The sequence below is a fragment of the Lacticaseibacillus boliensis genome (genome assembly GCF_054784775.1).
The window spans coordinates 39,774-61,196 of the sequence record NZ_BAAIHN010000012.1 but is presented as its reverse complement, the minus strand read 5'-3'; the positions used below and the strand labels follow the sequence as shown (position 1 = coordinate 61,196).

General features: G+C 54.6%; 23 protein-coding genes, 1 other RNA gene and 1 riboswitch. Of the genes, 20 read left to right on the top strand and 4 right to left on the bottom strand.

Going from position 1 to position 21,423, the window contains the following annotated elements; all coding sequences use genetic code 11:
* The first annotated feature begins 22 nt into the window (after window positions 1–22).
* The 14 genes from tadA to ACYVRB_RS06905 all read left to right on the top strand — a co-directional run bounded on the left by tadA (window position 23) and on the right by ACYVRB_RS06905 (window position 9,732).
* The gene (gene tadA / locus ACYVRB_RS06970; RefSeq protein WP_461214400.1) at window positions 23–526 is read left to right on the top strand and encodes a tRNA adenosine(34) deaminase TadA; all 504 of its coding nucleotides are present in this window, start codon (window positions 23–25) and stop codon (window positions 524–526) included.
* Between the two features lie 10 nt (window positions 527–536).
* An RNA gene (gene ffs, locus ACYVRB_RS06965) (signal recognition particle sRNA small type) lies at window positions 537–634 on the top strand.
* Window positions 635–727: 93 nt separating this feature from the next.
* Window positions 728–2,416, top strand: a complete 1,689-nt coding sequence (dnaX, locus tag ACYVRB_RS06960) for a DNA polymerase III subunit gamma/tau (protein WP_461214399.1) — start codon at window positions 728–730, stop codon at window positions 2,414–2,416.
* A 49-nt stretch (window positions 2,417–2,465) separates the two neighbouring features.
* Complete coding sequence (locus ACYVRB_RS06955) at window positions 2,466–2,765, top strand: YbaB/EbfC family nucleoid-associated protein (protein ID WP_461214416.1); 300 nt, start codon at window positions 2,466–2,468, stop codon at window positions 2,763–2,765.
* A 30-nt stretch (window positions 2,766–2,795) separates the two neighbouring features.
* On the top strand, window positions 2,796–3,395 hold the full coding sequence (recR, locus tag ACYVRB_RS06950; RefSeq protein WP_461214397.1) for a recombination mediator RecR: 600 nt from the start codon (window positions 2,796–2,798) through the stop codon (window positions 3,393–3,395).
* A gap of 14 nt (window positions 3,396–3,409) precedes the next feature.
* On the top strand, window positions 3,410–3,670 hold the full coding sequence (locus ACYVRB_RS06945; protein ID WP_461214396.1) for a YaaL family protein: 261 nt from the start codon (window positions 3,410–3,412) through the stop codon (window positions 3,668–3,670).
* A gap of 86 nt (window positions 3,671–3,756) precedes the next feature.
* Window positions 3,757–4,413 (top strand): dTMP kinase, encoded by a 657-nt coding sequence (gene tmk / locus ACYVRB_RS06940; protein WP_461214395.1) that lies wholly within the window; start codon window positions 3,757–3,759, stop codon window positions 4,411–4,413.
* Between the two features lie 2 nt (window positions 4,414–4,415).
* Complete coding sequence (locus tag ACYVRB_RS06935) at window positions 4,416–4,745, top strand: cyclic-di-AMP receptor (protein ID WP_461214394.1); 330 nt, start codon at window positions 4,416–4,418, stop codon at window positions 4,743–4,745.
* A complete protein-coding gene (gene holB, locus ACYVRB_RS06930; RefSeq protein WP_461214392.1) occupies window positions 4,745–5,719 on the top strand; it encodes a DNA polymerase III subunit delta' in 975 nt (324 codons plus the stop codon). Before ACYVRB_RS06935 ends, holB begins: the two co-directional genes overlap by 1 nt.
* A gap of 84 nt (window positions 5,720–5,803) precedes the next feature.
* Window positions 5,804–6,970: an MFS transporter gene (locus ACYVRB_RS06925; protein WP_461214391.1), complete on the top strand. Its 1,167-nt coding sequence runs from the start codon at window positions 5,804–5,806 to the stop codon at window positions 6,968–6,970.
* Window positions 6,971–7,080: 110 nt separating this feature from the next.
* Window positions 7,081–7,419, top strand: coding sequence for a DNA replication initiation control protein YabA (locus tag ACYVRB_RS06920; RefSeq protein WP_461214389.1), 339 nt, complete (start codon window positions 7,081–7,083; stop codon window positions 7,417–7,419).
* Window positions 7,419–8,282, top strand: coding sequence for a 16S rRNA (cytidine(1402)-2'-O)-methyltransferase (gene rsmI / locus ACYVRB_RS06915; protein ID WP_461214388.1), 864 nt, complete (start codon window positions 7,419–7,421; stop codon window positions 8,280–8,282). Before ACYVRB_RS06920 ends, rsmI begins: the two co-directional genes overlap by 1 nt.
* Window positions 8,279–9,004: an acyl-[acyl-carrier-protein] thioesterase gene (locus ACYVRB_RS06910; RefSeq protein ID WP_461214386.1), complete on the top strand. Its 726-nt coding sequence runs from the start codon at window positions 8,279–8,281 to the stop codon at window positions 9,002–9,004. Before rsmI ends, ACYVRB_RS06910 begins: the two co-directional genes overlap by 4 nt.
* A complete protein-coding gene (locus ACYVRB_RS06905; RefSeq protein ID WP_461214385.1) occupies window positions 9,001–9,732 on the top strand; it encodes a TSUP family transporter in 732 nt (243 codons plus the stop codon). Before ACYVRB_RS06910 ends, ACYVRB_RS06905 begins: the two co-directional genes overlap by 4 nt.
* 814 nt (window positions 9,733–10,546) lie before the next feature.
* Here ACYVRB_RS06905 and ACYVRB_RS06900 read toward each other — a convergent pair.
* Entirely contained in the window at window positions 10,547–11,212 is a 666-nt protein-coding gene (locus ACYVRB_RS06900; protein WP_461214384.1) for a deoxyribonuclease I, read from the bottom strand.
* The gene (locus ACYVRB_RS06895) at window positions 11,190–12,161 is read right to left on the bottom strand and encodes an asparaginase (RefSeq protein WP_461214383.1); all 972 of its coding nucleotides are present in this window, start codon (window positions 12,159–12,161) and stop codon (window positions 11,190–11,192) included. Before ACYVRB_RS06895 ends, ACYVRB_RS06900 begins: the two co-directional genes overlap by 23 nt.
* Before the next feature lie 386 nt (window positions 12,162–12,547).
* Window positions 12,548–12,642, top strand: a riboswitch (THF riboswitch).
* Window positions 12,643–12,731: 89 nt separating this feature from the next.
* Here ACYVRB_RS06895 and ACYVRB_RS06890 point away from each other — a divergent pair.
* From ACYVRB_RS06890 to ACYVRB_RS06870, 5 genes are all read left to right on the top strand, one after another.
* Window positions 12,732–13,250: a folate family ECF transporter S component gene (locus tag ACYVRB_RS06890; RefSeq protein WP_461214381.1), complete on the top strand. Its 519-nt coding sequence runs from the start codon at window positions 12,732–12,734 to the stop codon at window positions 13,248–13,250.
* An 85-nt stretch (window positions 13,251–13,335) separates the two neighbouring features.
* Window positions 13,336–14,061 (top strand): tRNA (adenosine(37)-N6)-threonylcarbamoyltransferase complex dimerization subunit type 1 TsaB, encoded by a 726-nt coding sequence (gene tsaB, locus ACYVRB_RS06885; protein ID WP_461214379.1) that lies wholly within the window; start codon window positions 13,336–13,338, stop codon window positions 14,059–14,061.
* Window positions 14,045–14,581, top strand: coding sequence for a ribosomal protein S18-alanine N-acetyltransferase (gene rimI / locus ACYVRB_RS06880; RefSeq protein WP_461214377.1), 537 nt, complete (start codon window positions 14,045–14,047; stop codon window positions 14,579–14,581). Before tsaB ends, rimI begins: the two co-directional genes overlap by 17 nt.
* A 15-nt stretch (window positions 14,582–14,596) precedes the next feature.
* Complete coding sequence (gene tsaD, locus ACYVRB_RS06875) at window positions 14,597–15,613, top strand: tRNA (adenosine(37)-N6)-threonylcarbamoyltransferase complex transferase subunit TsaD (RefSeq protein WP_461214375.1); 1,017 nt, start codon at window positions 14,597–14,599, stop codon at window positions 15,611–15,613.
* A gap of 2 nt (window positions 15,614–15,615) precedes the next feature.
* The gene (locus ACYVRB_RS06870) at window positions 15,616–16,428 is read left to right on the top strand and encodes an HAD family hydrolase (RefSeq protein WP_461214374.1); all 813 of its coding nucleotides are present in this window, start codon (window positions 15,616–15,618) and stop codon (window positions 16,426–16,428) included.
* Window positions 16,429–17,070: 642 nt separating this feature from the next.
* On the opposite strand, the gene ACYVRB_RS06865 is transcribed toward ACYVRB_RS06870, so the two are convergent.
* Window positions 17,071–19,014, bottom strand: a complete 1,944-nt coding sequence (locus ACYVRB_RS06865) for an ABC-F family ATP-binding cassette domain-containing protein (protein ID WP_461214373.1) — start codon at window positions 19,012–19,014, stop codon at window positions 17,071–17,073.
* A gap of 211 nt (window positions 19,015–19,225) precedes the next feature.
* Between ACYVRB_RS06865 and ACYVRB_RS06860 the strand changes: the two genes are divergently transcribed.
* Window positions 19,226–19,894 (top strand): redox-sensing transcriptional repressor Rex, encoded by a 669-nt coding sequence (locus tag ACYVRB_RS06860; RefSeq protein WP_461214371.1) that lies wholly within the window; start codon window positions 19,226–19,228, stop codon window positions 19,892–19,894.
* Window positions 19,895–20,190: 296 nt separating this feature from the next.
* Here the strand turns inward: ACYVRB_RS06860 and ACYVRB_RS06855 are convergent, their stop codons facing one another.
* On the bottom strand, window positions 20,191–21,264 hold the full coding sequence (locus ACYVRB_RS06855; RefSeq protein WP_461214369.1) for an LCP family glycopolymer transferase: 1,074 nt from the start codon (window positions 21,262–21,264) through the stop codon (window positions 20,191–20,193).
* Window positions 21,265–21,423 lie beyond the last annotated feature (159 nt).

Below are 21,423 nucleotides of genomic sequence, written 5' to 3'. Positions count from 1 at the left end.
TCCGGTGGAATGGGGGAATTCGATGGCGGATTATATGTTAGCGGCCTTGCAAGAGGCAAAAGACGCGGCCAGGATCGGGGAGGTCCCAATCGGGGCAGTCGTCGTGCACAACGATCGCATCGTCGGTCGCGGACACAACCTGCGCGAGCACAGCCAAGACAGTACCTTGCACGCCGAGATCCTAGCGATCCAAGAGGCCTGCATGACGGTGGGGTCATGGCGGCTTGAAGATTGTGATCTGTACGTGACGCTGGAACCGTGTCCGATGTGTGCAGGCGCGATGATCAATAGTCGGATTCGCACCTGCTATTTTGGCGCGTTCGATCCCAAAGCCGGCGTTGCAGGCAGCCTCGGGAACCTGCTGACCGATACCCGGTTCAACCATCAGGTGGCGGTGGTGTCTGGCGTGCACGAAAAAGAGGCGGCGGCATTGCTGCAACAATTTTTCCGTGGCATCCGAGCCCGGCGGAAGGCGGCCAAATTGGCGCGTCGCAGGGCTAGTCAAGCGTCAGCGGATGCGTTATAATATATCTTGCCGTAAGGCCTTGAGGCAATGGTGGCTTTTCGAATCGTGTCAGGTCCGGAAGGAAGCAGCACTAAGGACTGTTCGTCATGTGCCTTAAGTTTTTTTAGTTAATTAACAGGTCACCGAATTCGGTGGCCTTTTTCAATGGTACGCCCAACAGATTCCATGGTAGAATTGACCCTATGAGAAAGGATGAGTCAGGTGAGTTATCAAGCTTTGTATCGCGTGTGGCGGCCACAGACCTTCGCGGATGTGATCGGCCAAAACGCAGTGACCCAGACCCTTAAAAACGCCTTGATCACCGGCCAAACCAGCCATGCGTATTTGTTTTGTGGCCCTCGCGGCACCGGGAAAACTTCTGTCGCCAAGATTTTGGCCAAGGCGCTGAACTGCCGGCATCTGCAAGATGGCGAGCCTGACAACACCTGTGATTTGTGCCAGGCGATCACAGCCGGTTCGCTGACCGATGTGATCGAGATCGATGCGGCCAGCAACAACGGCGTTGACGAGATCCGCGACATCAGAGACAAGGCCAAATACGCCCCAACTCAAGCGCGGGTGAAAGTCTATATCATCGATGAAGTCCACATGCTGTCGACAGGCGCCTTCAATGCCTTGCTCAAAACGCTGGAAGAGCCGCCTGCTCATGTGGTGTTTATCCTTGCGACGACAGAGCCGCAGAAGATCCCGGCAACCATCATCAGCCGCACGCAGCGGTTTGATTTTCGCCGGATCACGCCGGAAGACATCGTCGGCCGCCTGCAGACGGTGCTGGCAGACAAGAACATCACCTATGATGAGCGGGCGCTGGCGGTGATCGCCAATGCCGCAGAAGGTGGCATGCGGGATGCGTTATCGATCCTCGACCAGGTCTTGTCGTTCGGCCAAAACCATGTGACGGTCGAAAACGCCCTGGACGTGACCGGCGGCGTTGCCGCCGCGCAGCTAGGCGAGTATTTGCAAGCCGTGCAGGAACGCGATGTCGCCAAGGCCTTAACGACCGTCGAGCAGCTGTTGGCGGCAGGCAAGGATGCCGGGCGGCTGATCGAAGACCTGATCGGCTACTGCCGCGATTTATTGGTTTTCCAGCAGGCCCCGGCGTTGCTAGATGCCACCGAAACAGAACTGGTGGATGAGCGGTTCAAGCCGCTGGCTCAGGCCTTTTCAGCGGCACAGTTGACCAAGATGATCACGGTGCTCAACGAAACCTCAGGCCAGTTGCGGCTGACCAATCATCCGGCGATCTACTTGGAAGTGGCGACCGTGCGGTTAGCGGAGACGCAACAAGCGGCCGTTGCGACACCTGTATCGACCCCTGCCGCGCCAGAATCGGCGACGGTAACGGCGCTTCAGGAACGATTGGCGGCGCTTCAACAAACCGTCAGCCAGCTTCAGGCCGGAGGGACGGCACCGGCTAAACCCAAACCTAAGTTGCAACGCAAGCGCAACGGTGCCCAGCCAAACAAGGCTAAGATCTATCCGATCTTAGGGGCGGCGACACGCAAAGATCTCGACGCCTTGAAAGACGTTTGGCCGGATCTGTTGAGCATGTTGTCGATGACGAAGCGGGCGATGATGAAGGTTTCCGAGCCGGTGGCGGCAAGCCCCGACGGCGTGATTGTCAGCTTCGATTATGATATCCTAGTCGAGCGGGCAGAAAACGATGCCGCGTTGATGGCAGAGCTGAAATCAGGGCTCCAACGGCTGACCGGTAAGCAACCGGAGATCGTGTTGGTCCAGTCCGCGGCTTGGCCTAAATTGCGGAAAGCCTATCTGGCGGAAAACGGCGCGCCACACGCACAAGCGCAGGCGCCAAACACGCCGCCGGTGGTCAAAACGATCACCGACCTTTTCGGTGAAGAACCTAATATTAATGTGACAAACGACTGAGCAAACGCCGATTGGCGTGAGGAGGAACACAGATATGATGCGTGGTGGCATGGGTAATATGCAAGGCATGATGCAGAAGATGCAAAAAATGCAAAAGCAAATGGTTGCTGACCAAGAAGAACTCAACGCAACCGAGTTCACGGCGAAATCTGCCAGCGACATGGTGACCGTAACGTTCACCGGTGATAAGAAGCTCAAAGACATCCAGATCAAGCCAGAAGCGATCGATCCAGACGATCCTGATATGTTGCAAGACCTGGTGATCGAAGCGGTGAACGCGGCGATGGCAGACATCGACCAGCAGACACAACAGAAGATGGGCAAGTACTCGCGCGGCTTGGGGATGTAATCCAGTCGCCAATAGGTGAAGAGGTCGAACATGCAGTATCCAGCACCGATTGAAAAACTGATCGATAGTTATATGAAGTTACCGGGGATCGGCGGCAAAACCGCAACGCGGCTAGCTTTTTATACCATTGATATGGACAAAGACGACGTTGAAGGGTTTGCCAAGAGTCTGATGGCCGCCAAAACGCAGCTGCACTATTGCACGGTGTGTGGCAATATCACCGACACCGATCCTTGCGAGATCTGCTCGGATCCGACCCGGGATCAAAAAACGATTCTGGTGGTCGAACAGCCCAAAGACGTGATGTCGATCGATCGCACCAACGAGTATCATGGCCTGTATCACGTCTTGCACGGGGTCTTGAGTCCGATCGAAGGACGCGGGCCGGAAGACTTGAACATCGAAAGCCTGATCAAGCGTCTGCAAGATAATCCAGAGGTCCAAGAAGTGATCGTGGCGACCAACGCGACGCCAGAAGGTGAAGCGACGGCCCAGTACCTCGCCCGACTGATCAAGCCGGCGAAAATCAAGGTCACCCGCTTGGCACATGGCTTGGCGGTGGGCAGTGACATCGAATACGCCGATGAAATGACGTTGTTGAAGGCTGTTGAAGGACGCACTGAGATCTAGCTTGGAGGCAAGGCATGTTTTTCAAGAAGAAACCGCAGTTGAAAACCGAGGCCGATCGTGAGCTGATGGCGACGGTGTATCGCGTCCGTGACCAGATGGCGCGTGAGCGGGCTTTGTTAGCGACGTTTCGCGAAGTCGACGAGCTATCGCGCTCGCGGCTGTTGTTGCAAGAAGGTTTGTTTGATTTCTTATATCGTGAGGCACGCGAACGCGCGGTTTCAGGCGACTTGGTGCAAGAGATGGTGGCTGAACGGATCCACCAGACTAGTCACTAGGTGAAGGCGCGGGTGACCGCGCACTTTTTGGCATTTGGACTGAGAACCAGCGTAAAATTAGGGTTGTAGAGGAAAAGGGGCAGATCGTGGAAGGAACATTCATCACATTCGAAGGGCCGGATGGGGCTGGGAAAACGAGTGTCTTGCAGGCGTTGTTGCCGCAACTTCAGACACACAGCAAGCGTCCCGTGATTTTGACCCGTGAACCTGGCGGGGCTCGGATCTCCGAACACATCCGCAAGTTGATCCTGGATCCGGCCAACGTCGAGATGGATGCCCGCACAGAGGCGCTGTTGTACGCGGCCAGCCGCCGCCAACACCTCGTCGAAACGATTTTACCGGCGCTGGCCGCCGGTCAAGTCGTCGTGTGTGATCGCTTCGTCGATTCTTCCGTGGCGTATCAAGGCGCCGGCCGCCAGATCGGCGAAGACGCAGTTTTGGCGATGAATGGGTTTGCCACGGCAGGCGTGCAGCCGGTGTTGACGGTGTATCTCGATGTGCCTTCGGCGGTCGGCTTGGCACGGATCAAGCAGCACCGGCAGGCGACGCAATACGATCGACTCGATCAGGAGCAGCTTGATTTCCATGAACGGGTGCGCGCGGCGTACCTGCGCTTGGCGCAAAAAGAGCCTGAGCGCATCAAAACGATCGATGCCACCCAGCCGATGGCAACGGTGGTCGCAGAGAGTCTCGCATTAATTCAGGAGCAACTTGGACACGACTGGCAAACCAAGGAGGACTAACCATGAAATTAATTATGGCGATCGTGCAAGACAAAGACAGCAACTTGTTGAGCAGCGAGTTCATCGATAACAACATCCGGGCGACGAAGCTGTCGACGACCGGTGGGTTCTTGAAGGCTGGTAACACGACGTTCATCATCGGGATCGAAGACGAGCGGGTCGATGAGGTCTTGAAGATCATCAAAGACACCTCGCAGACCCGTGAGCAGTTCATGACGCCGCCGGTCAATCTGGATGCAACTAGCGATTCTGCGATGGCCTACCCGATCGAGGTGCAAGTCGGTGGCGCCACCGTGTTTGTGATGCCGGTTGAGTCCTTCCACCACTTCTGATGCTGACGATCGAAACGCTTCAGCCCAGCTTAGTCCGGCAGTTCGCGGCGCTGATCGCCGGGGATCGGTTGGGGCAGGCGTATGTTTTCAACGGTTTGAGTGGCACCGGTAAAGCCCAGCTGGCCGAATGGATCGCGTTGCGGCTTTTCTGCCAAAATGTCCAAGACGGCCGGCCTTGCGGTGAGTGTGCAGAATGCCAGCGGATCTTGTCGCATAACCATCCGGATGTCGTGCGGTTGGCGACCGATGCCCGCAGCCTCAAGGTCGATGATGTGCGCGCGCTCAAGGCGGAACTGTCCAAGTCTGGTGTCGAAGGCGGCAAGCGGGTTTTCGTTATCGAACAAGCTGAGAAAATGACGCCCGGTGCGGCCAACTCGCTACTTAAATTCTACGAAGAGCCGGTGCCAGGGGCGGTGATCATCTTGACGACGACCGCTAAAAATCAGCTCCTGCCAACGATCCTGTCGCGCGCGCAGATCATTAATTTTCCGACGCCGCCGCGTGCTTCGATCCGAGAGCAGATCGAAGCCGGTGGCGTCGAACCCAAGGCCGCGGCCTTGGCCGCGCACCTGACGGCTGATGTGCAAGAAGCACAGACGTTGGTGGCCGATGAGGATTTCCAAGCGCGTGTGACCCGAGTGGTGCGGCTGGCGACACAAGTTTCGACGCATGACGCCACCGCGTTTGTCGCGATCCAGGCCAGCATCATGCCTAAGGCCACCGGTTTGGCCGAGCAGACCCAGGTGTTGGCGCTACTGGCATTGCTTTATGAAGACGCGATGAATCAGCATTTTCACGTGCCAACTGATCCGGCATTCATCAACGAACCGGTGGTCACGCAACTGGCCCAACTTTCCACCAAGGCATTAGTCGCCAGTCTGGCGGCGATCTTAGACGCACAGGTGAAGTTGCGACAGAATGTGACGTTTCAGTCTGCCAGCGAACAACTCATCTTGAAACTGTTAGCCGTGTAAAACTGCACGGCTATTTTTGTGCAAGCCGACGAAAACGATTTCTACCCGCCTTGGTATAATGGACGAAGAAAAGGTGGGTGCGTGATGAGTGGTTTGTTGATGGCGTTGATCTATTTGGCTTTTATCAGTTTAGGGTTACCGGATTCGTTGTTGGGATCAGGGTGGCCGGTGATGCACGTCGCGTTAGGGGTGCCGCGCGGTGCGGCTGGGATCGTGTCGACGCTGATCGCCGGGAGTACGATCGTCTCGAGCCTGGTTTCTGACCGGCTGACGCATAAGCTGGGTGTTGGGCGGGTCACGTTGTTGAGTGTCTTCATAACGGCGGTGGCACTGCTCGGATTTTCCTGGTCGCCGACTTTTTGGGTGTTGTGTTTATGGGCGGTGCCTTATGGCTTAGGGGCGGGTTCGGTCGATGCGGCGTTGAATAATTTTGCCGCCGTGCATTATTCATCGCGAGCAATGAACTGGTTGCATTGTTGTTGGGGGATCGGCGCGTCGATCAGTCCGTTCATTATGAGTGCGGCCTTGACCCACCAGCTGAACTGGACAGGCGGCTATCGCATTGTCGGCGGCATTCAAATGGGGATCGTCGTGATCTTGTTGGCGACGCTCAATTACTGGCCGAAGCAGCCAGCTGCAATAACCGTGCGCGCATCGCGGCCGCTATCGCTTGCAAAAACGGTGCGCCTGCGTGGGGTCCCGATGGTGATGATGGCGTTTGCGTCGTATTGTGGTTTCGAGTCGATGATGGGATTGTGGGCGGCGACATATTTACATAGTGCCCGCGGCGTGGCACCGGCTAAAGCCGCGATGTTTGCATCGCTATATTATTTGGGAATCACGGGTGGCCGGCTCGTCTCTGGGATCGTGGCCGACCATCTCGGCGACCACAACTTGATCCGTGGTGGTAGTGGCTTGGTGGGTCTGGGGTTGGTCTTGATGTTGTGGCCAGGTGCCAGCACGTTGGCGCTGGCCGGGTTGATGCTGGTTGGGTTCGGGTGCGCACCGATTTATCCGGCGATCATTCACAGCACCCCAATGAGTTTTGGAACCGAGCATTCTCAGGCGGTGATCGGGGTGCAGATGGCGGCCGCTTATACCGGATCGACGGTGATGCCACCGCTGTTTGGGCTGGTCACGACCTGGGTGGCGGTGGCGTGGTTGCCGTGGGTATTGCTGGTTTTGCTAGGGGGCTGGCTTGGCAGTTTTGAAAAGATGACGCGCCAAGTTTCGACCGAGCGTGCGATTTAAATCAGTGACACCGCACCGATTCGAGGCGTGCTTACCATTTTGCCTGCTTGCGACGGTCGTGAATTATCGGTACACTGAGACTATCTAATATTCGGTAAGAAGGGGAGCACATGGAGAAAAAAGAACTCTATGATGGATTCGTGCAGCTCGAGCAAGAAACCCAAGCGATGCTGACCAAAATTGCGGCGTTAAAGGCGCAAATGGCGGCGATCGTGGAGAACAATGCAGAGCTGGAAATCGAAAATCGGCATCTGCGGGAGCATCTTCAAGAGCTCCAAGAGAATGCGGATCACAAATCTAGTGGCGCCGTGGAACTCTCCAAGTCCAAGCTGAACCTGGAGAACCTTTATGAAGAAGGATTTCACGTTTGCCCATATATGTATGGCCAACGGCGGATCGATAACGAACCGTGTGCCTTTTGTTTAGACATTATCTACGGGGAGCATTAATGCAGAATCAACACAGTTTTGAAACACACGACACCGGGACGCTGTACCTGGTGCCGACACCGATCGGTAATCTCGATGACATGACCGTGCGGGCGGTCGAAACGCTGCGCCAGGTGGACCTGATCGCGGCAGAAGACACCCGCAACACGCAGAAGCTGCTGAATCATTTTGAAATCACGACCAAGCAGATCTCGTTTCACGAGCACAACACGCAGCAGCGGATCCCAGAACTTGTGGCCAAACTTGTTGCCGGACAGAGTATCGCGCAGGTTTCTGACGCGGGGATGCCCTCGATTTCTGATCCTGGCAAGGAGCTGGTGGCCGCGGCTGTGCAAGCTAACTTGCCGGTCGTGCCACTGCCCGGGGCCAACGCGGCGACGACGGCTTTGATTGCGTCGGGGCTGGCGCCGCAGCCGTTTATGTTTTATGGCTTTTTGCCGCGCAAGCCGAGCCTGCAGCGTGCGGCGCTGAAGCAGCTGGCGACGCAGGAACAAACGGTGATCTTTTATGAATCGCCGTATCGCCTGGCCAAAACGCTGACGACGATCGGCCAGATTTTTGGCGACCGGCAGGCGGTGTTGGCGCGCGAGCTAACCAAGCTTCACGAAGAGTTCATCCGTGGCAGTCTGTCAGAGCTGGCAACTTGGGCGGCCGAGTCTGCCCGCGGTGAGTTTGTCGTGATGGTCGCCGGGGCTGAACCGGTGGCCCCGATGGCCTCTGATGTGCCGCTGGCAGAACAGGTCCAAACGCGCATCGATGCTGGCGAGAAGCCTAACGTCGCGATTCGTGAAGTTGCCAAGGCCAATGGGTTGCGACGACAGGCGGTCTATAACGTTTATCACGGTTTGGAGGGCGAGGAATGATTTACGAAGAACCTTATCAGATCCCGTTTTTCCTGGCCTCCCAACAAAACACCGTCTCGCTGGCAACGCTGGTGAATGTGTTGTTGGCAGGGTCTGAGCATCAACTCGAAAAAGCCGGTGCCGGGATGCACCAGGTGCTTGGACGTGGCGTGGGCTGGGTGATTACGCAATACGAGCTGGACATCAAACAGATGCCAAAAATTGAAACCCCGATCACGCTGGGCACCGAAGCGGTCAGCTACAATAAGTTGATGACCTATCGTGATTATTGGCTCAACGACGAGTCAGGCGAACGCTTGGCGACAATGCACGGCGCCTGGGTGATGATGGATCTTGAATCGCGCAAGCTGGTGCCGATCATTCCCGAGCTGGTCGAACGCGTGGGGGCGCCTTTTGATTCGCATGTCCGCCGCTTTGAACGGCTGGGCAAGCTGACACGCGTCGATGTTGATGTGCCTTATCGGGTCAGATATTTTGACATTGATGCCAACGGTCATGTCAACAACGTTCATTATTTTGAATGGATGGAAGACAGCCTGGGGGCAGACTTCTTGCGCCAACATGTGCTAACTAAGATGCGGATCAAATATGCCCGCGAGGTGACTTATGGCAGTACGCCCCATGCGCAAGCACAGATCGACGGTTTGATCAGCCGCCATCAGATCGTGACTGACGGGGTGATGAATGCCGAAGCTGAACTTACGTGGCAAAAGCGCCCATGAGTTGGATCGCGTTGATGCTGCTGGCGGCGATACTGGCCAGCCTCGTTCAAGGCGTTACCGGCTTCGGATCTGGCATCATGTTGATGATTTTCTTGCCGGCAATGTTGCCCATCGGCCAAAGTGCCGGGGTCGCGACGATGACGATGGTGCTCGCGGAAATCGCGTTGGTCTGGCGTTATCGCCGGTTTATTCACCTGAAGCGGGTGGTTTGGCCGTTTTTTGTGTATGCGAGCGTGGCGACATGGTCGGTACATCTCGGCCAGGTATTGCCGGTGCAACTGTTAAAAGGGTTGCTAGGGGCTTTGTTGATCAGCTTGGCGGTGTACTTTACCGTCAGCCACGGGGCCGGAAGTAAGCCGTTTCCCTTTATTGTGACGCTTGGCTTCATGGTGATCTCAGGTTTTTTCAACGGCTTGTTTGGGATCGGCGGGCCGCTGATGGCGTTGTATTTTTTAACCTTAGCGAAATCTAAGGAAGAGTATCTGGCGAGCATCCAGACTTTTTTTCTGATCGATACCGTGTATGTGACGACGCTGCGGTTTGCGACGCAAGTGTTGCACGTTGGGGATGTCAAATTCGTGGTGATCGGAATGGTCGGGACGCTGATCGGCACCGCAATCGCCAACCGCATCGTCACCCGCCTGAACGTGCGCACGATCACCAAGGTCGTGTACGTGTTTATTGGTTTGGCTGGGTGTTACTATGTTGCTACAGCAGTGTTAGCCTGAATCTGTGCCAAACAAAAAGTCTTTCTACGATTCGATAATGAATCGCGGAAAGACTTTTTGTTGTCCACAGGTGGATAATTTGAACCTCATAAACGTTATCCACCTGTGGAAAAATGTTTGTGTTGGGATAATTTGTGCACAATTACTGCACCTTGTGGGGATAACTTTGTGATTAATGTCCGGCAGCGTAAGTGTTTTGGCCGTCCTCCAGGAGTAAGCGGTCTAGCTATGCTACGGCGGAAATGGCAGTATGCTGTGCGGCCGTCTTCAGCCTGCTTCGCAGTCTTACAACTAATTTTGAAGCCGCTTCGCGTCTCCAAAATTGCCGACGCCAACACCGGTAAGCCAGCAAAGCTGTCTCACAGGCGTTGGTGTTGTCACTGCATACTGCCATTTCCGCCTTCGCGCCGCTAGCCCACTTACTCCTTCCGGACTCACATCCGGATAAATGCAAACATCCAATCAATTTACTGTCCAGATTACAAATCCTCGAAGATGATTGTTTGATGGATTCCGTGTACGGCATTCTGAATAGTGAAGAGCTAGATTTACCAGCACACTAAACTATCCTGATACACAGAATCTAGGGTGTGGGTGAAAGTGACGGAAGCAGGTCAATCTGACGTGGTGAGATTGCTGTTAGCGACTTGTCGCTTACAGCAAGGCGCAGGTGGAGATCCACTTCGTCGCAGACGAAGTTAGCTCCGCCGAGCACCCTCTCCACGACAGATTGAAGCCTGCTGGAGTTACTTTCGCCCGCACTCGACAGCTTACCGGTCTACCACACCCCAAATGCTTACGCTGCCGGACAGCGTTAGTGCAGTTGAGGTAATTCAAGTTCATGGTTGGCCAAGAAACTGGTTTGGAACGTCTCTGGGGTTTTGACGAGTTTGCCGAAGTTATCGATCAAACCGTGGAATTCCTGGGCATCGTGCAGGTTCCAGGAATCGACGGTATGGGTATGGGCGGCGAGTTGGGGATAACTGGTGAACGGTTGCTTAAGCCAGCCGAAAAGGCGCCGGGCGTAGTGGTCGGCGATGAAGGTTGGCTGGTTGAAGACGTACAGGCGCATCGCGTCAGCGGTTTCCTCACCGATCCCAGGAAGCGCCAAAAGCTGGCGGCGTAGCTGCGCAGGGGTCTGGGTACCCAGCGATGTGAGATCGAATTGATTGGTTTGAAGCCAATGAAACAAATGCCACAAGGCCTTGCTTTTGTTGCGATAGAACCCACTGGGGCGGATCAGCGGCTGCCAGGTGGTTTCGTCCAGGCCGGCCAGCGTTGCCGGATCGAAGCCGGTGGTGTTTCGCAGGTTGGTCAGCGAACGGTCGACGTTGGTCCAGTTGGTGTTTTGCACCAGCACGGCCCCCACCAAGATCTCTGTCGGCGAATCGGCAGGCCACCAGCCCGAAGCGCCGAGGTTGGCTTGTAAGAGTTGGAATAGGGTCGTGAGATTCAGCTTAGCTGATGGCATTGTCGACATAATGGGCAAGCGTCTCCTTTGACATGCCTGCTGAAAGCCCGACGATCAGCTTGATGCGCGCCTTTTGGCCGTTCAAGCCTTGGCAGAAGATCACGCCGAGATCGGCAAGCTCAGCACCGCCGCCAGGATATGCGTAAAAGCCTTCTGCGATGCCGTTGAAGCAGCGTGACACGAGCACGACCGGTACGCCGCGGGCGAGTAGCCGGGCGACGCCGGGAACGGCTTCCGGTGGCAGATTGCCGGCACCGAGCGCTTCGATGACGACGCCTGAGGTTTCTCGGGGCAATGCGTCAAACAAGATGCTGTCCATGCCGGCGTAAGCTTTGAGCAAATACACATGGTCGACCAGTTGCGAGATCGGGCAGGCCGCTTGGTTGATCAGCTCTTGGAAAAAGCGTACGCCGTGTTTGGTAATCAGCCCCAGCGGGCCAAACGTCGGGGTGCGGAAGGTCGCCACATTGGTCGTGTGCGTTTTGGTGACAAAGCGCGCCGTGTGGATCTCGTCGTTCATGACGACCAAACAGCCCTTGCCTCGCGCGGCCGGGCTGGCAGCGGTGCGGATGGCGTTGAGGTAGTTCACACCACCGTCAGCGCCGTCTTCGTTGCTGGAACGCATGGCACCGGTGACGACGACGGGAATGGTGCTTGGCAGCGTAAGGTCGAGAAAATAAGCGGTTTCTTCCAAGGTGTCTGTGCCGTGGGTGACGACCACGCCGTCGATTCCGTCGGCTTCTGCCTGGCGGATACGCTTTGCCAACGCCAGCATGTGGGTCGGGGTGATGTGCGGAGACGGCAGATTAAAAAAGTCGACGCTTTCGACGTCGATGTCGGTGGCTAAGGCTGCTTGTTGGGCCAGTAGCGGATTTTCTTCTGTTGGGGCAACGGCGCCGTGAGCGTCTTGGCTCATCGCGATCGTTCCGCCGGTGTGTAAGGCAAGGATATGGGGCATTAGCGTTCCTCCTGAAGACAAAAAAACACTTCAACGAGGAAGTGTTATTTAAGGGAAATCCCCGGGATCGGGGATGAATGAATCTAGTTTGGTTACTGGTAAACATCATACTGACACAAGGTTAAAAACATGCGGGTAGCGTATAGGAAGTTGTGAATAATTCTCCTTGATTTTATTAATCATTCTCTAATCTTAAATTGATTAAAAAGGGTAATGGTTAATAGAAAAGCACTGACCATTACGATAGATAAACGCTAACATTCGACTATTAACTAATAGTGGCAAGGTATACCAGTCAAGACATCGTGATTGTTTGGACAAAGACGAATTATTTTTGAGTTGATTTTTTAATCGTATGCGTTAAGATTGTTGGCGTACTACAAAATACAGGAGTAGGGTCTGCCGCGTTAAGTGCCAGTGGAACGGAATGTGAACACTGGACGAAAGCATTGCTGCGGTGGCGGACCCGCATTCGCCTAGTTGTGATCTTGCGCAAGGCGGCTCGTAGCGGTTGTCTGCGTGCTGACTTGCCGGAGATTAGGCGTCTCCTCCAAAAAGGAGATTGTCAGCATGCAGTCATTATCTTTGTCTTCCGCCAAGTTCACCACCAAGTCAACGGTGAGCCTAGGCTTGTTCATGGCGTTGAGTTTGGTTTTACAGCGCTTCAGCTTCGGCAACAGTTTTGTCAGGATCGGCCCGGCATTCATTGCCACGGTTTTGGCGGCGTATTATCTGGGTCCGTGGCTGGCGGCGATCGGCGCCACGTTTTGTGATCAGATCAACGTCTTGATCTTCAGCCCGGGATTGGATTTTCCAGGCTTCACCGTGACGGCCGTCGTCGCGGCGCTGATTTACGGCTTCTGGTTATACAAACAGCCCGTGCGTCTGTGGCGCGTGATCGTCGCCGTGGTGTTGGTCACCTTGATTGGGGACGTGGTTTTAAACACAGTGTGGCTGAACATGATGGGGACGCCTTGGCAAGGCATCATCGGGATCCGGATACTGAAATCCGCGATCCTCTTACCGATTCAGATTGCGGTCAGCTACGTGATCCTGAAAGCCGTCGCTCAGATCCACCCTCACTTATAATCGCGAAAAAGGACGCCTGCGGGGGTCCTTTTTAATATGGGAAAAAGCGGTATAATAAGCGGATAGTAAACTTACGGAGGCAATCATGGAGTTATTGGCAATGGACACGTCGAACCAGGCAATGAGTGTGGCGGTGATGCACGACACCACCTTGTTGGCTGAAGAGACGATCAATCACAATCAAAAAACGCATAGTGAACATTTGTTGCCGACGATTCAACGGCTTTTGGACGTGGCAGGCCTCAAACCCGAAGCGCTAGACCGGATCGTGGTCGCCGACGGACCGGGTTCGTACACCGGCATCCGCATCGCGGTGACGACTGGCAAGACGTTGGCGTACACGCTGAACAAAGAATTAGTTGGCATCTCCAGTTTGGCGACGCTGGCGGCAGGCGTCAGCGGGACCCAAGCGTTGATCGTGCCGCTGATGGATGCGCGGCGGAAAAACGTTTTTGCGGGCGGTTATCAATGGGTCGACGGGCAGCTGATCAACGTGATCCAAGATGCGCACATCAGCTTGGCCCAGTTATTGGAAGAAGTCCGGGTGTTGCGGCAGCCGGCGGTGTTTGTTGGGACCGACGTTTCGAAGTTTGAAGACGAGATCAAGGCCACACTTGGCGCGCAGGCGCAGCTGGCCGATCCGTTGACGGCGTATCCGCGTGCGAGCCGCTTGGCGTTGCTCGGGCGGCAGGCAGAGCCGGTGTCGGTGTTTGACTTTGTCCCACGTTACTTGCGATTGACGGAAGCAGAACGTACTTGGCTTGCGACTCACGATGATAAAGGACATGAGCCTTATGTTGAGAAAGTTTAAAAAATGGTTTGAAAACGAACCGCCAGAGCAACTGACTTTTCCGCCGCAAAGCGTGCGGATCGCCGAGCGCGACTATACCTTGCGGCGGATGGGTAATCAAGATATCGATGCCGCCTTGGCGATCGAGCGGGCGGTATATAACGACACGCCTTGGGATCGGGTCGCGTTTTTGTCCGAATTACGGAAGAAACAACGCAGCCTATATCTCGTTTTGGTGTTGCCGGATGGGTTAGTGGCGGCTTTTGTCGGCTGTTGGTTCTCCCGAGCAGAAGCGCATATCACCAATATTGCGGTAGATCCGAGCGTGCAGCATCAAGGCATCGGGCGCTTTTTGATGCAGGTGATGCTCGCCAAGGCGCTGGATTTTGGCAGCAAGCAGTTGACCCTGGAGGTGCGCACCGATAACACGATCGCCCAGGCGTTATACCACTCGCTCGGCTTTCGAGACGGACGGATCAAAAAAGGGTATTACGTCGCCAATCACGATGATGCCATGGACATGTGGCGGGATTTAGATTAAAGGAGTAAGCAAACATTGAGTCAACCGGAACTGATTCTAGCATTTGAAAGCAGCTGCGACGAAACCAGCGTGGCAGTCATCAAAGATGGTGACAAGATCTTGAGCAACATCATCGCCACCCAGATCAATTCGCACAAGCGTTTCGGTGGCGTGGTCCCAGAAGTTGCCAGCCGCCACCATGTCGAGCAGATCACCGTTGTGACCGACATGGCCCTTAAAGAAGCCGGCGTGAGTTACGACGAGCTTGATGCCGTCGCGGTGACATACGGACCTGGGCTTGTTGGGGCTTTGTTGATCGGCGTGATGGCGGCCAAAACCATCGCCTTCGCCCATCACCTGCCACTGATTCCGATCAACCACATGGCCGGCCATATTTACGCCGCGCGCTTTGTGCAGCCACTGCAGTATCCGCTGTTGGCCTTGGTCGTTTCTGGCGGTCACACCGAACTGGTTTACATGCAGACAGCAGGCGACTTTAAGATCATCGGGGACACCCGCGACGATGCCGCCGGTGAAGCCTACGACAAGATCGGGCGGGTGTTGAAGATCTCGTATCCCGCCGGCAAAGAAGTCGATCGTCTCGCCCATCTCGGGAAGGATACCTTCCATTTTCCACGGGCAATGGCCGACAGTGACGACTTGGACTTCAGTTTCTCGGGACTGAAGTCTGCGTTCATCAACACCGTCCACCATGCCAACCAAATCGGAGAGACGTTGAGCCGTGAAGATCTCGCTGCCAGTTTTCAGGCGGCGGTGGTCGATGTGTTGGTTGAAAAAACGTTGCACGCCTTGGCATCACATCCGGTCAAGCAGCTGGTCGTTGCCGGTGGCGTTGCCGCCAACCAAGGTCTGAGAGAGGCGCTTACCGCCGCTTTGGCCAACACCGACGTGACGCTGATCGTACCGCCGCTGCGCTTATGTGGCGACAACGGCGCAATGGTCGGCGCAGCGGCGCATGTTGAGCTTGCACATCAGCATTTTGCTGACACCACGCTGAACGCCGATCCTGGGCTAGACTTTCCGCGAGGGTAACCATGAAATATCGGGTGATCGCAACGGATCTGGACAGTACCTTCATGCATCATGGCATGACGATTTCGGCGTTGAATAAGCAGATGGTGCGACAGGCCGTCGCTTCCGGCGTGCATTTTGTCGTCGCTTCTGGCCGCCAGGCGCCGGCGATCGCCAAGGTCCAAGCGAAAGTCGGGGTCTCCGGCGCCAAGGTTTGCCTGAACGGGGCTTACGTTGTCGCCGAATCCGGCAAGGTGCTCGTTGCCGAAGCTGTTGCGCCGGCGCTGATCGAGCGCCTTTTTGCGTTGGCGACGTCTGCAAAAGTCAACATGATGTTGTACCGCGCTTCGGGGGTGTTTCGCTATGAGGTCACGCACGGCTTGGCCTGGCGGGCGGCGTTTTTGTGGCACGGTCGCGGCCGCAACCGGCTGTTTGCGACTGCTAACACAATGCGGCGCTTGTTGCGGCAAGACGCAGTGTATAAAGTCGGCTTCAACCATCCTGATCACGCGGTGTTGGCCGGTTTGCGCGAACAGCTCGAAGCCGTCGCCGGCGTTTCCATGGTGTGGGCGTCGCCCAACTTTTTGGAGATCGCCAATGCCGGTGTCGATAAACGCAGCGGCTTGGCGGCACTGGTCGCCGATTGGGGATTAACGCTTGCAGACATCGTGGCGTTTGGCGATTACGAAAACGACCTCGCGATGCTTTCAGGCGTCGGCTACGGCGTGGCCATGGCCAACGGCTTGCCTGCAGTCAAAAAAGCAGCCGCCACCGTCGCGCCTAATTCCGATCACGCCGGCGTCGGCCACACGCTGCAGAAACTAATGGCAGACTAAATGTGACTGACACTGTCCGGCAGCGTAAGCATTGGGTGTTGGGTAAGACCAGTAAACTGTCGGGTGTGGGCGAAAGCGACTCCAGCAGGATCAATCTGTCGTGGAGAGGGTGCTCGGCGGAGCTAACTTCGTCTGCGACGAAGTGGATCTCCACCTGCGCCTTGCTGTAAGCGACAAGTCGCTAACAGCAATCTCACCACGTCAGATTGACCTGCTTCCGTCACTTTCACCCACACCCTAGATTCTGCGTATCAGGATAGTTTGGTGTCATGGACAAACGGATCAACTCGTTGGTCACCACTAATCCATTTCTACTCTCTTAGAAATTGCCACTTCTGGGGATGACGGACGCTAACGTCAGGGTTTGGTGTGTGGAGGCCCGAGATGGCTCAGGCGCGGCATTGTTGTTAGCGGCTTGCCGCTTACAACAAAGGCGTCGAGGAAGATCCACTCAGGCTTTGCCTGAGTTAGCTTCCGAGCGCCTCGCACCGTTCCAGCCATCTCTAGGGCCGGAACACACCAAACCCGACCTATACCGCTATCCCAACCGCCAACCTAACCACACTGACGTTGCCGGACAACGACTGTGTGATGTAAAAAGCACTTAAAGCAGACGAGATGATCGTCGCTTTAAGTGCTTTTTTAGTCGAATTCTTCGAGTTGCAATTCTGCTTGTTCCCAAGCGTCTTCGGCGGCTTGGTTTTGGGCGTTGAGGTCATCGAGTTGGCTTTGGAGAGCTTGCATCTTGACGTAGTCGGTCAAGACTTCAGGTGCGGCCATCTGTTCTTGGACGGCGGCGGCTTGTTTTTCGAGGTCCTCCATCTGTTCTTCGAGCTTCGCGGCCTCACGTTCTAGCTTGCGCTGAGCGCGTTGTTGTTCTTTAGATTGCTGATAATTCGTCGCCGCAGTCGTTGGTGTTGGCGCCTGATCTTCTGCTTGTGCCTGGGCGGCGGCTTGTTCGGCACGCTTTTCAGCGAGCTTTTCTTGGTAGTAATCCCAGTTGCCAAGGAACATGGTACCGCCGGTGGGTTCGATCTCGACGATGCTGGTGGCGAGTTGGTTGATGAAATAGCGGTCATGGGAAACGAACAACACAGTGCCGCCAAAATCAGCCAGCGCTTCTTCAAGCACCTCTTTGGAATTGATGTCGAGGTGGTTGGTCGGTTCATCTAACACCAAGAAGTTGTCGTGTTTCAGCGACAACTTGGTCAGCTCCAAGCGTGCCTTTTGGCCACCGGACAGATCAGCGACGGTTTTGGCGATGTCGTCGGCGTCGAACAAGAAGGCTGCCAAGGCGGCACGGACGTCTTTTTCCGACATGGTCGGGTGGTCATCCCAGATTTCAGCGAGCACCGATTTGTTCCAGTGCAATTGGTGCTGATCCTGATCGTAGTAGCCGGTGGTGACGTTGGTACCGAAATCGGCGCTTCCTTTGAGAAAAGGGATCTGGCCAAGGATCGATTTCAGCAGGGTCGATTTACCGACCCCGTTTTGGCCGATGATCGCGATCCGGTCGCCTTTGTTGACGTTGAAGTTGATCGGGCCGGCCATCGGGGCAGCGGGTTCGTAGCCGACGGTGGCATCGTGGACCTTCAAGACCTCGTTGCCACTGATGGTTTCAGGGGTGAAACGGAAGTGGACGGTTTTTTCGCGGCCTTGAGGGCGTTGAAGAACGTCCATTTTTTCCAGCTGTTTGCGTCGTGCTTGCGCCTGTTTGGTAGAGCTGGCACGCACGATGTTTTTGGCGACAAAATCTTGCAACTTGTGGATCTCTTCTTGCTGTTTCTCGTAGGCTTTCCAGGCTAAGGCCTGGTTTTCTGCTTTTTGCTTCAGGTAGCCGGTATAGTTGGTCTTGTAGTGGATCGATTTGCTTGGCGTCAATTCGTAAAGTTCTGTGATCACGTGGTCGAGGAAGTACTGGTCGTGAGACACAGTGAGGATCGCACCGTCGTAAGTCTTGAGGTAGCCTTCCAGCCAGGACAAGGTGTCGATATCCAGATGGTTGGTCGGTTCGTCTAAGATGATCAGGTCATGGTGTTCCAATAGTAGCTTAGCTAAGGCCAAGCGCGAGCGCTCGCCGCCGCTAAGGTTGCCGATCGGTTTGTCGTAGGTGCTGTCATCGAACTGGAAGCCGTGCAGCACCGAGCGGATCTCGGCTTGATAGCCATAACCGTTTTGGGCTTGGAAGTCGTGTTGGATCTGGTCGTATTGACTCATGACTTGCGCGTAAGCATCTTTATCGGCGGCTAAGGCGGGATCTGCGATCTGCGCTTCCAGGTCGTGCATCCGTTTTTCCATGGCGATCAGCGGTTCGAAAATCGTTAACATCTCGGCAAAAATCGTGCGACTGGAATCCAGTCCCGAATCCTGGGCAAGATAGCCGATGGAGACGTTCTTGCTGGTGGTGACTTGGCCGTAATCCGGCGGGTTGATGCCCGCCAAGATCTCGAGCAAGGTGGTCTTGCCAATGCCGTTGGGACCAACAAGGCCGACGCGGGCGCCGGTCTGCACTTCGAGGTTGATCCCCGTAAACAAATCGGTGCCGTCGAAGGTACGACCGACTTGTTGGGCTTGCATAATAATCACGGTGATTACATCCTTTTCTCAATATCGTAGTTTCAATATAACACATTTACAATTGCTGTTTCTTTTGGCCTATGTGAATTTTTTTGCTCAAGGGATACCGATTTACTTGCTTTCAAGGCACAAAGCGGTTACTATCGTTTAAGAAGCATGAAGACTGATTCACAATTTATAAGTCGCATGGGCAACAATGCGAACGGAGGACACAGCAACTATGGCAGAAACGATCATCCCTAAGGCAACGGCCAAACGCCTACCCTTATATTACCGGTATTTAACATTCTTGGCGAATTCTGGTACGACAAAAGTTAGCTCGACAGAGTTGTCTGAGGCCGTAAAGGTTGACTCGGCGACGATCCGACGCGACTTTTCGTACTTTGGTGCGCTTGGCAAACGCGGCTATGGTTACGACGTGGCTGCGCTCATCAAGTTCTTCAAGAAGATCCTGAACCAGGATCGCCTGACCAACGTCGCTTTAGTCGGGGTCGGCAATCTCGGCCATGCGCTGTTGAACTATAATTTCCGCCAGGCCAACAACATTCGGATCAGTGCAGGGTTTGACCTGAATCCTGAAATTGCAGGGACGATCCAAAGCGGGGTACCGATCTATCCCATGGCGGAGATGGTCGAACAGCTGAAAGAACAGCAGATCGAAATCGTGATCCTGACGGTGCCAACAGACGCCGCCCAAGACATCACAGACGATCTGGTCAAAGCAGGGATCAAAGGCATCATGAACTTTACGCCACTGCGGATCTCGGTGCCAAGTTATGTGCGCGTCCAAAATGTTGACTTGGCGACTGAGCTACAGACGCTGATCTACTTTTTGGAACACTACGGCCCGACGCTTAAAGATACCGAAGGCGATTCAGCACAATCCTAAATCAAATGTAAAAGGATGCGGCCAGCCAGCCGCATCCTTTTTTGTAAGCGATCGTGTCTGGATACGGTGGTTTTGATGATAAATGAGCAAGCGTTTTGGGCCAATATCGGCAACTAAAATTGCTGTCATTAAAGCGGTAACATGTGAATAGTTTTGCAGTTTGGCCTTTGATTAAGATCTCGGTATTAGAATTAGTACAGTTTAATAACAAATTAGTACTGATCGTGGGGCTGGCTGGCAAATTGCCACACAAAAAGCGGAGAGGTTGGTTTTGCGCCTCTCCGCTTGGCGTGACCTCAAAGGTCGGGATTATAGATCGTGTAAACTTGATCGGCGGTGCTCGTCCAGGAAAAGTTGCTATTCATGTTGTTTTCCTTGATATTTTCGTTGTCCACCGTTTCTGCTTGTAGCCCCAAAGCTGCCCGCAGGCGATCGGAAACTTTCTGAATGGCGTCATTAGACGGAATCTGATAACTCAAGTAGCTACCGTATGCACTGGAGTAGACGTTGGCAGATTGGCCTTGCAAGGTGCCAGTCTTGACGTTGCTGGCGGCACCGCGGTAATTCGTGAAGATGCCGGTCATGTCGCTGAAGGTCAGGTTGGTTTGGATATTAGAAGAAACGGTGTTGAGTAACTGCGTGAAGTTGCTCAGACTGTCTAGCGAAATGGCTTTTTTCAAGATGGCCTTGATGACTTGCTGTTGCCGTTTCTGGCGGCCATAGTCGCCTTGGGGATCTTCATGGCGCATCCGGGCGTAGGCCAAGGCGTGCTTGCCATCGAGATGCATCTTGCCTTTAGTGAACTGATAGTTGCCTGAATACGAGTCGGTGAAGGAAAATGGGACGTTGACATCGACGCCACCGACGGCGTTGACGACCTTTTCCAGCGCCCCCATGTTGACCGTCAGGTAATATTTGATCGGGACGTTGACCAGCTTGGAGACGGTGTTGACCGCCATGTCTGAGCCGCCGACGTTATACGCGGCGTTGATTTTTTGCATGTTGAAGGACTTGGCGCCGATCAGTTGGGCAACCGTGTCTCGAGGAATTGAGACCATCGTGGTCGTTTTCTTGGCAGGGTTGACCACTGCGACGATCATGGTATCAGAGTTACCTTTATATTTGCGTCCCAACGCGCCGGTATCGACGCCTAATAGCAAGGCGGCAAAAGGTTGCTTGTTTTTGATCGCCGTGCTGACTTTTTGATTTTTGAGTCCGGCATAGGTATTGTCTAGGGCATATTTGGTCTGGCTATAGAGGCGCAAAGCGTATGCACCGCCTGAAAAAACCAGTATACATAAGATCAGCCACACCCACCGCGTCCAGCGGCGGGGGGCCTTAGCTTGTCGTCGAGCAGTCCGCGATTGCATGATGACCTCCTTTGATATTAAAACCAGTGTACCGCCTTGAAGGGACAACGCAAAGCGCGTAACCAAGTTTTAAGTAAAATAAAAGTTGGCACTCTCGATGCAAGATTGCTATTTAGGGCTTGCATTCCTTATCAAAACTGGGTATAGTATTCGTTGTGG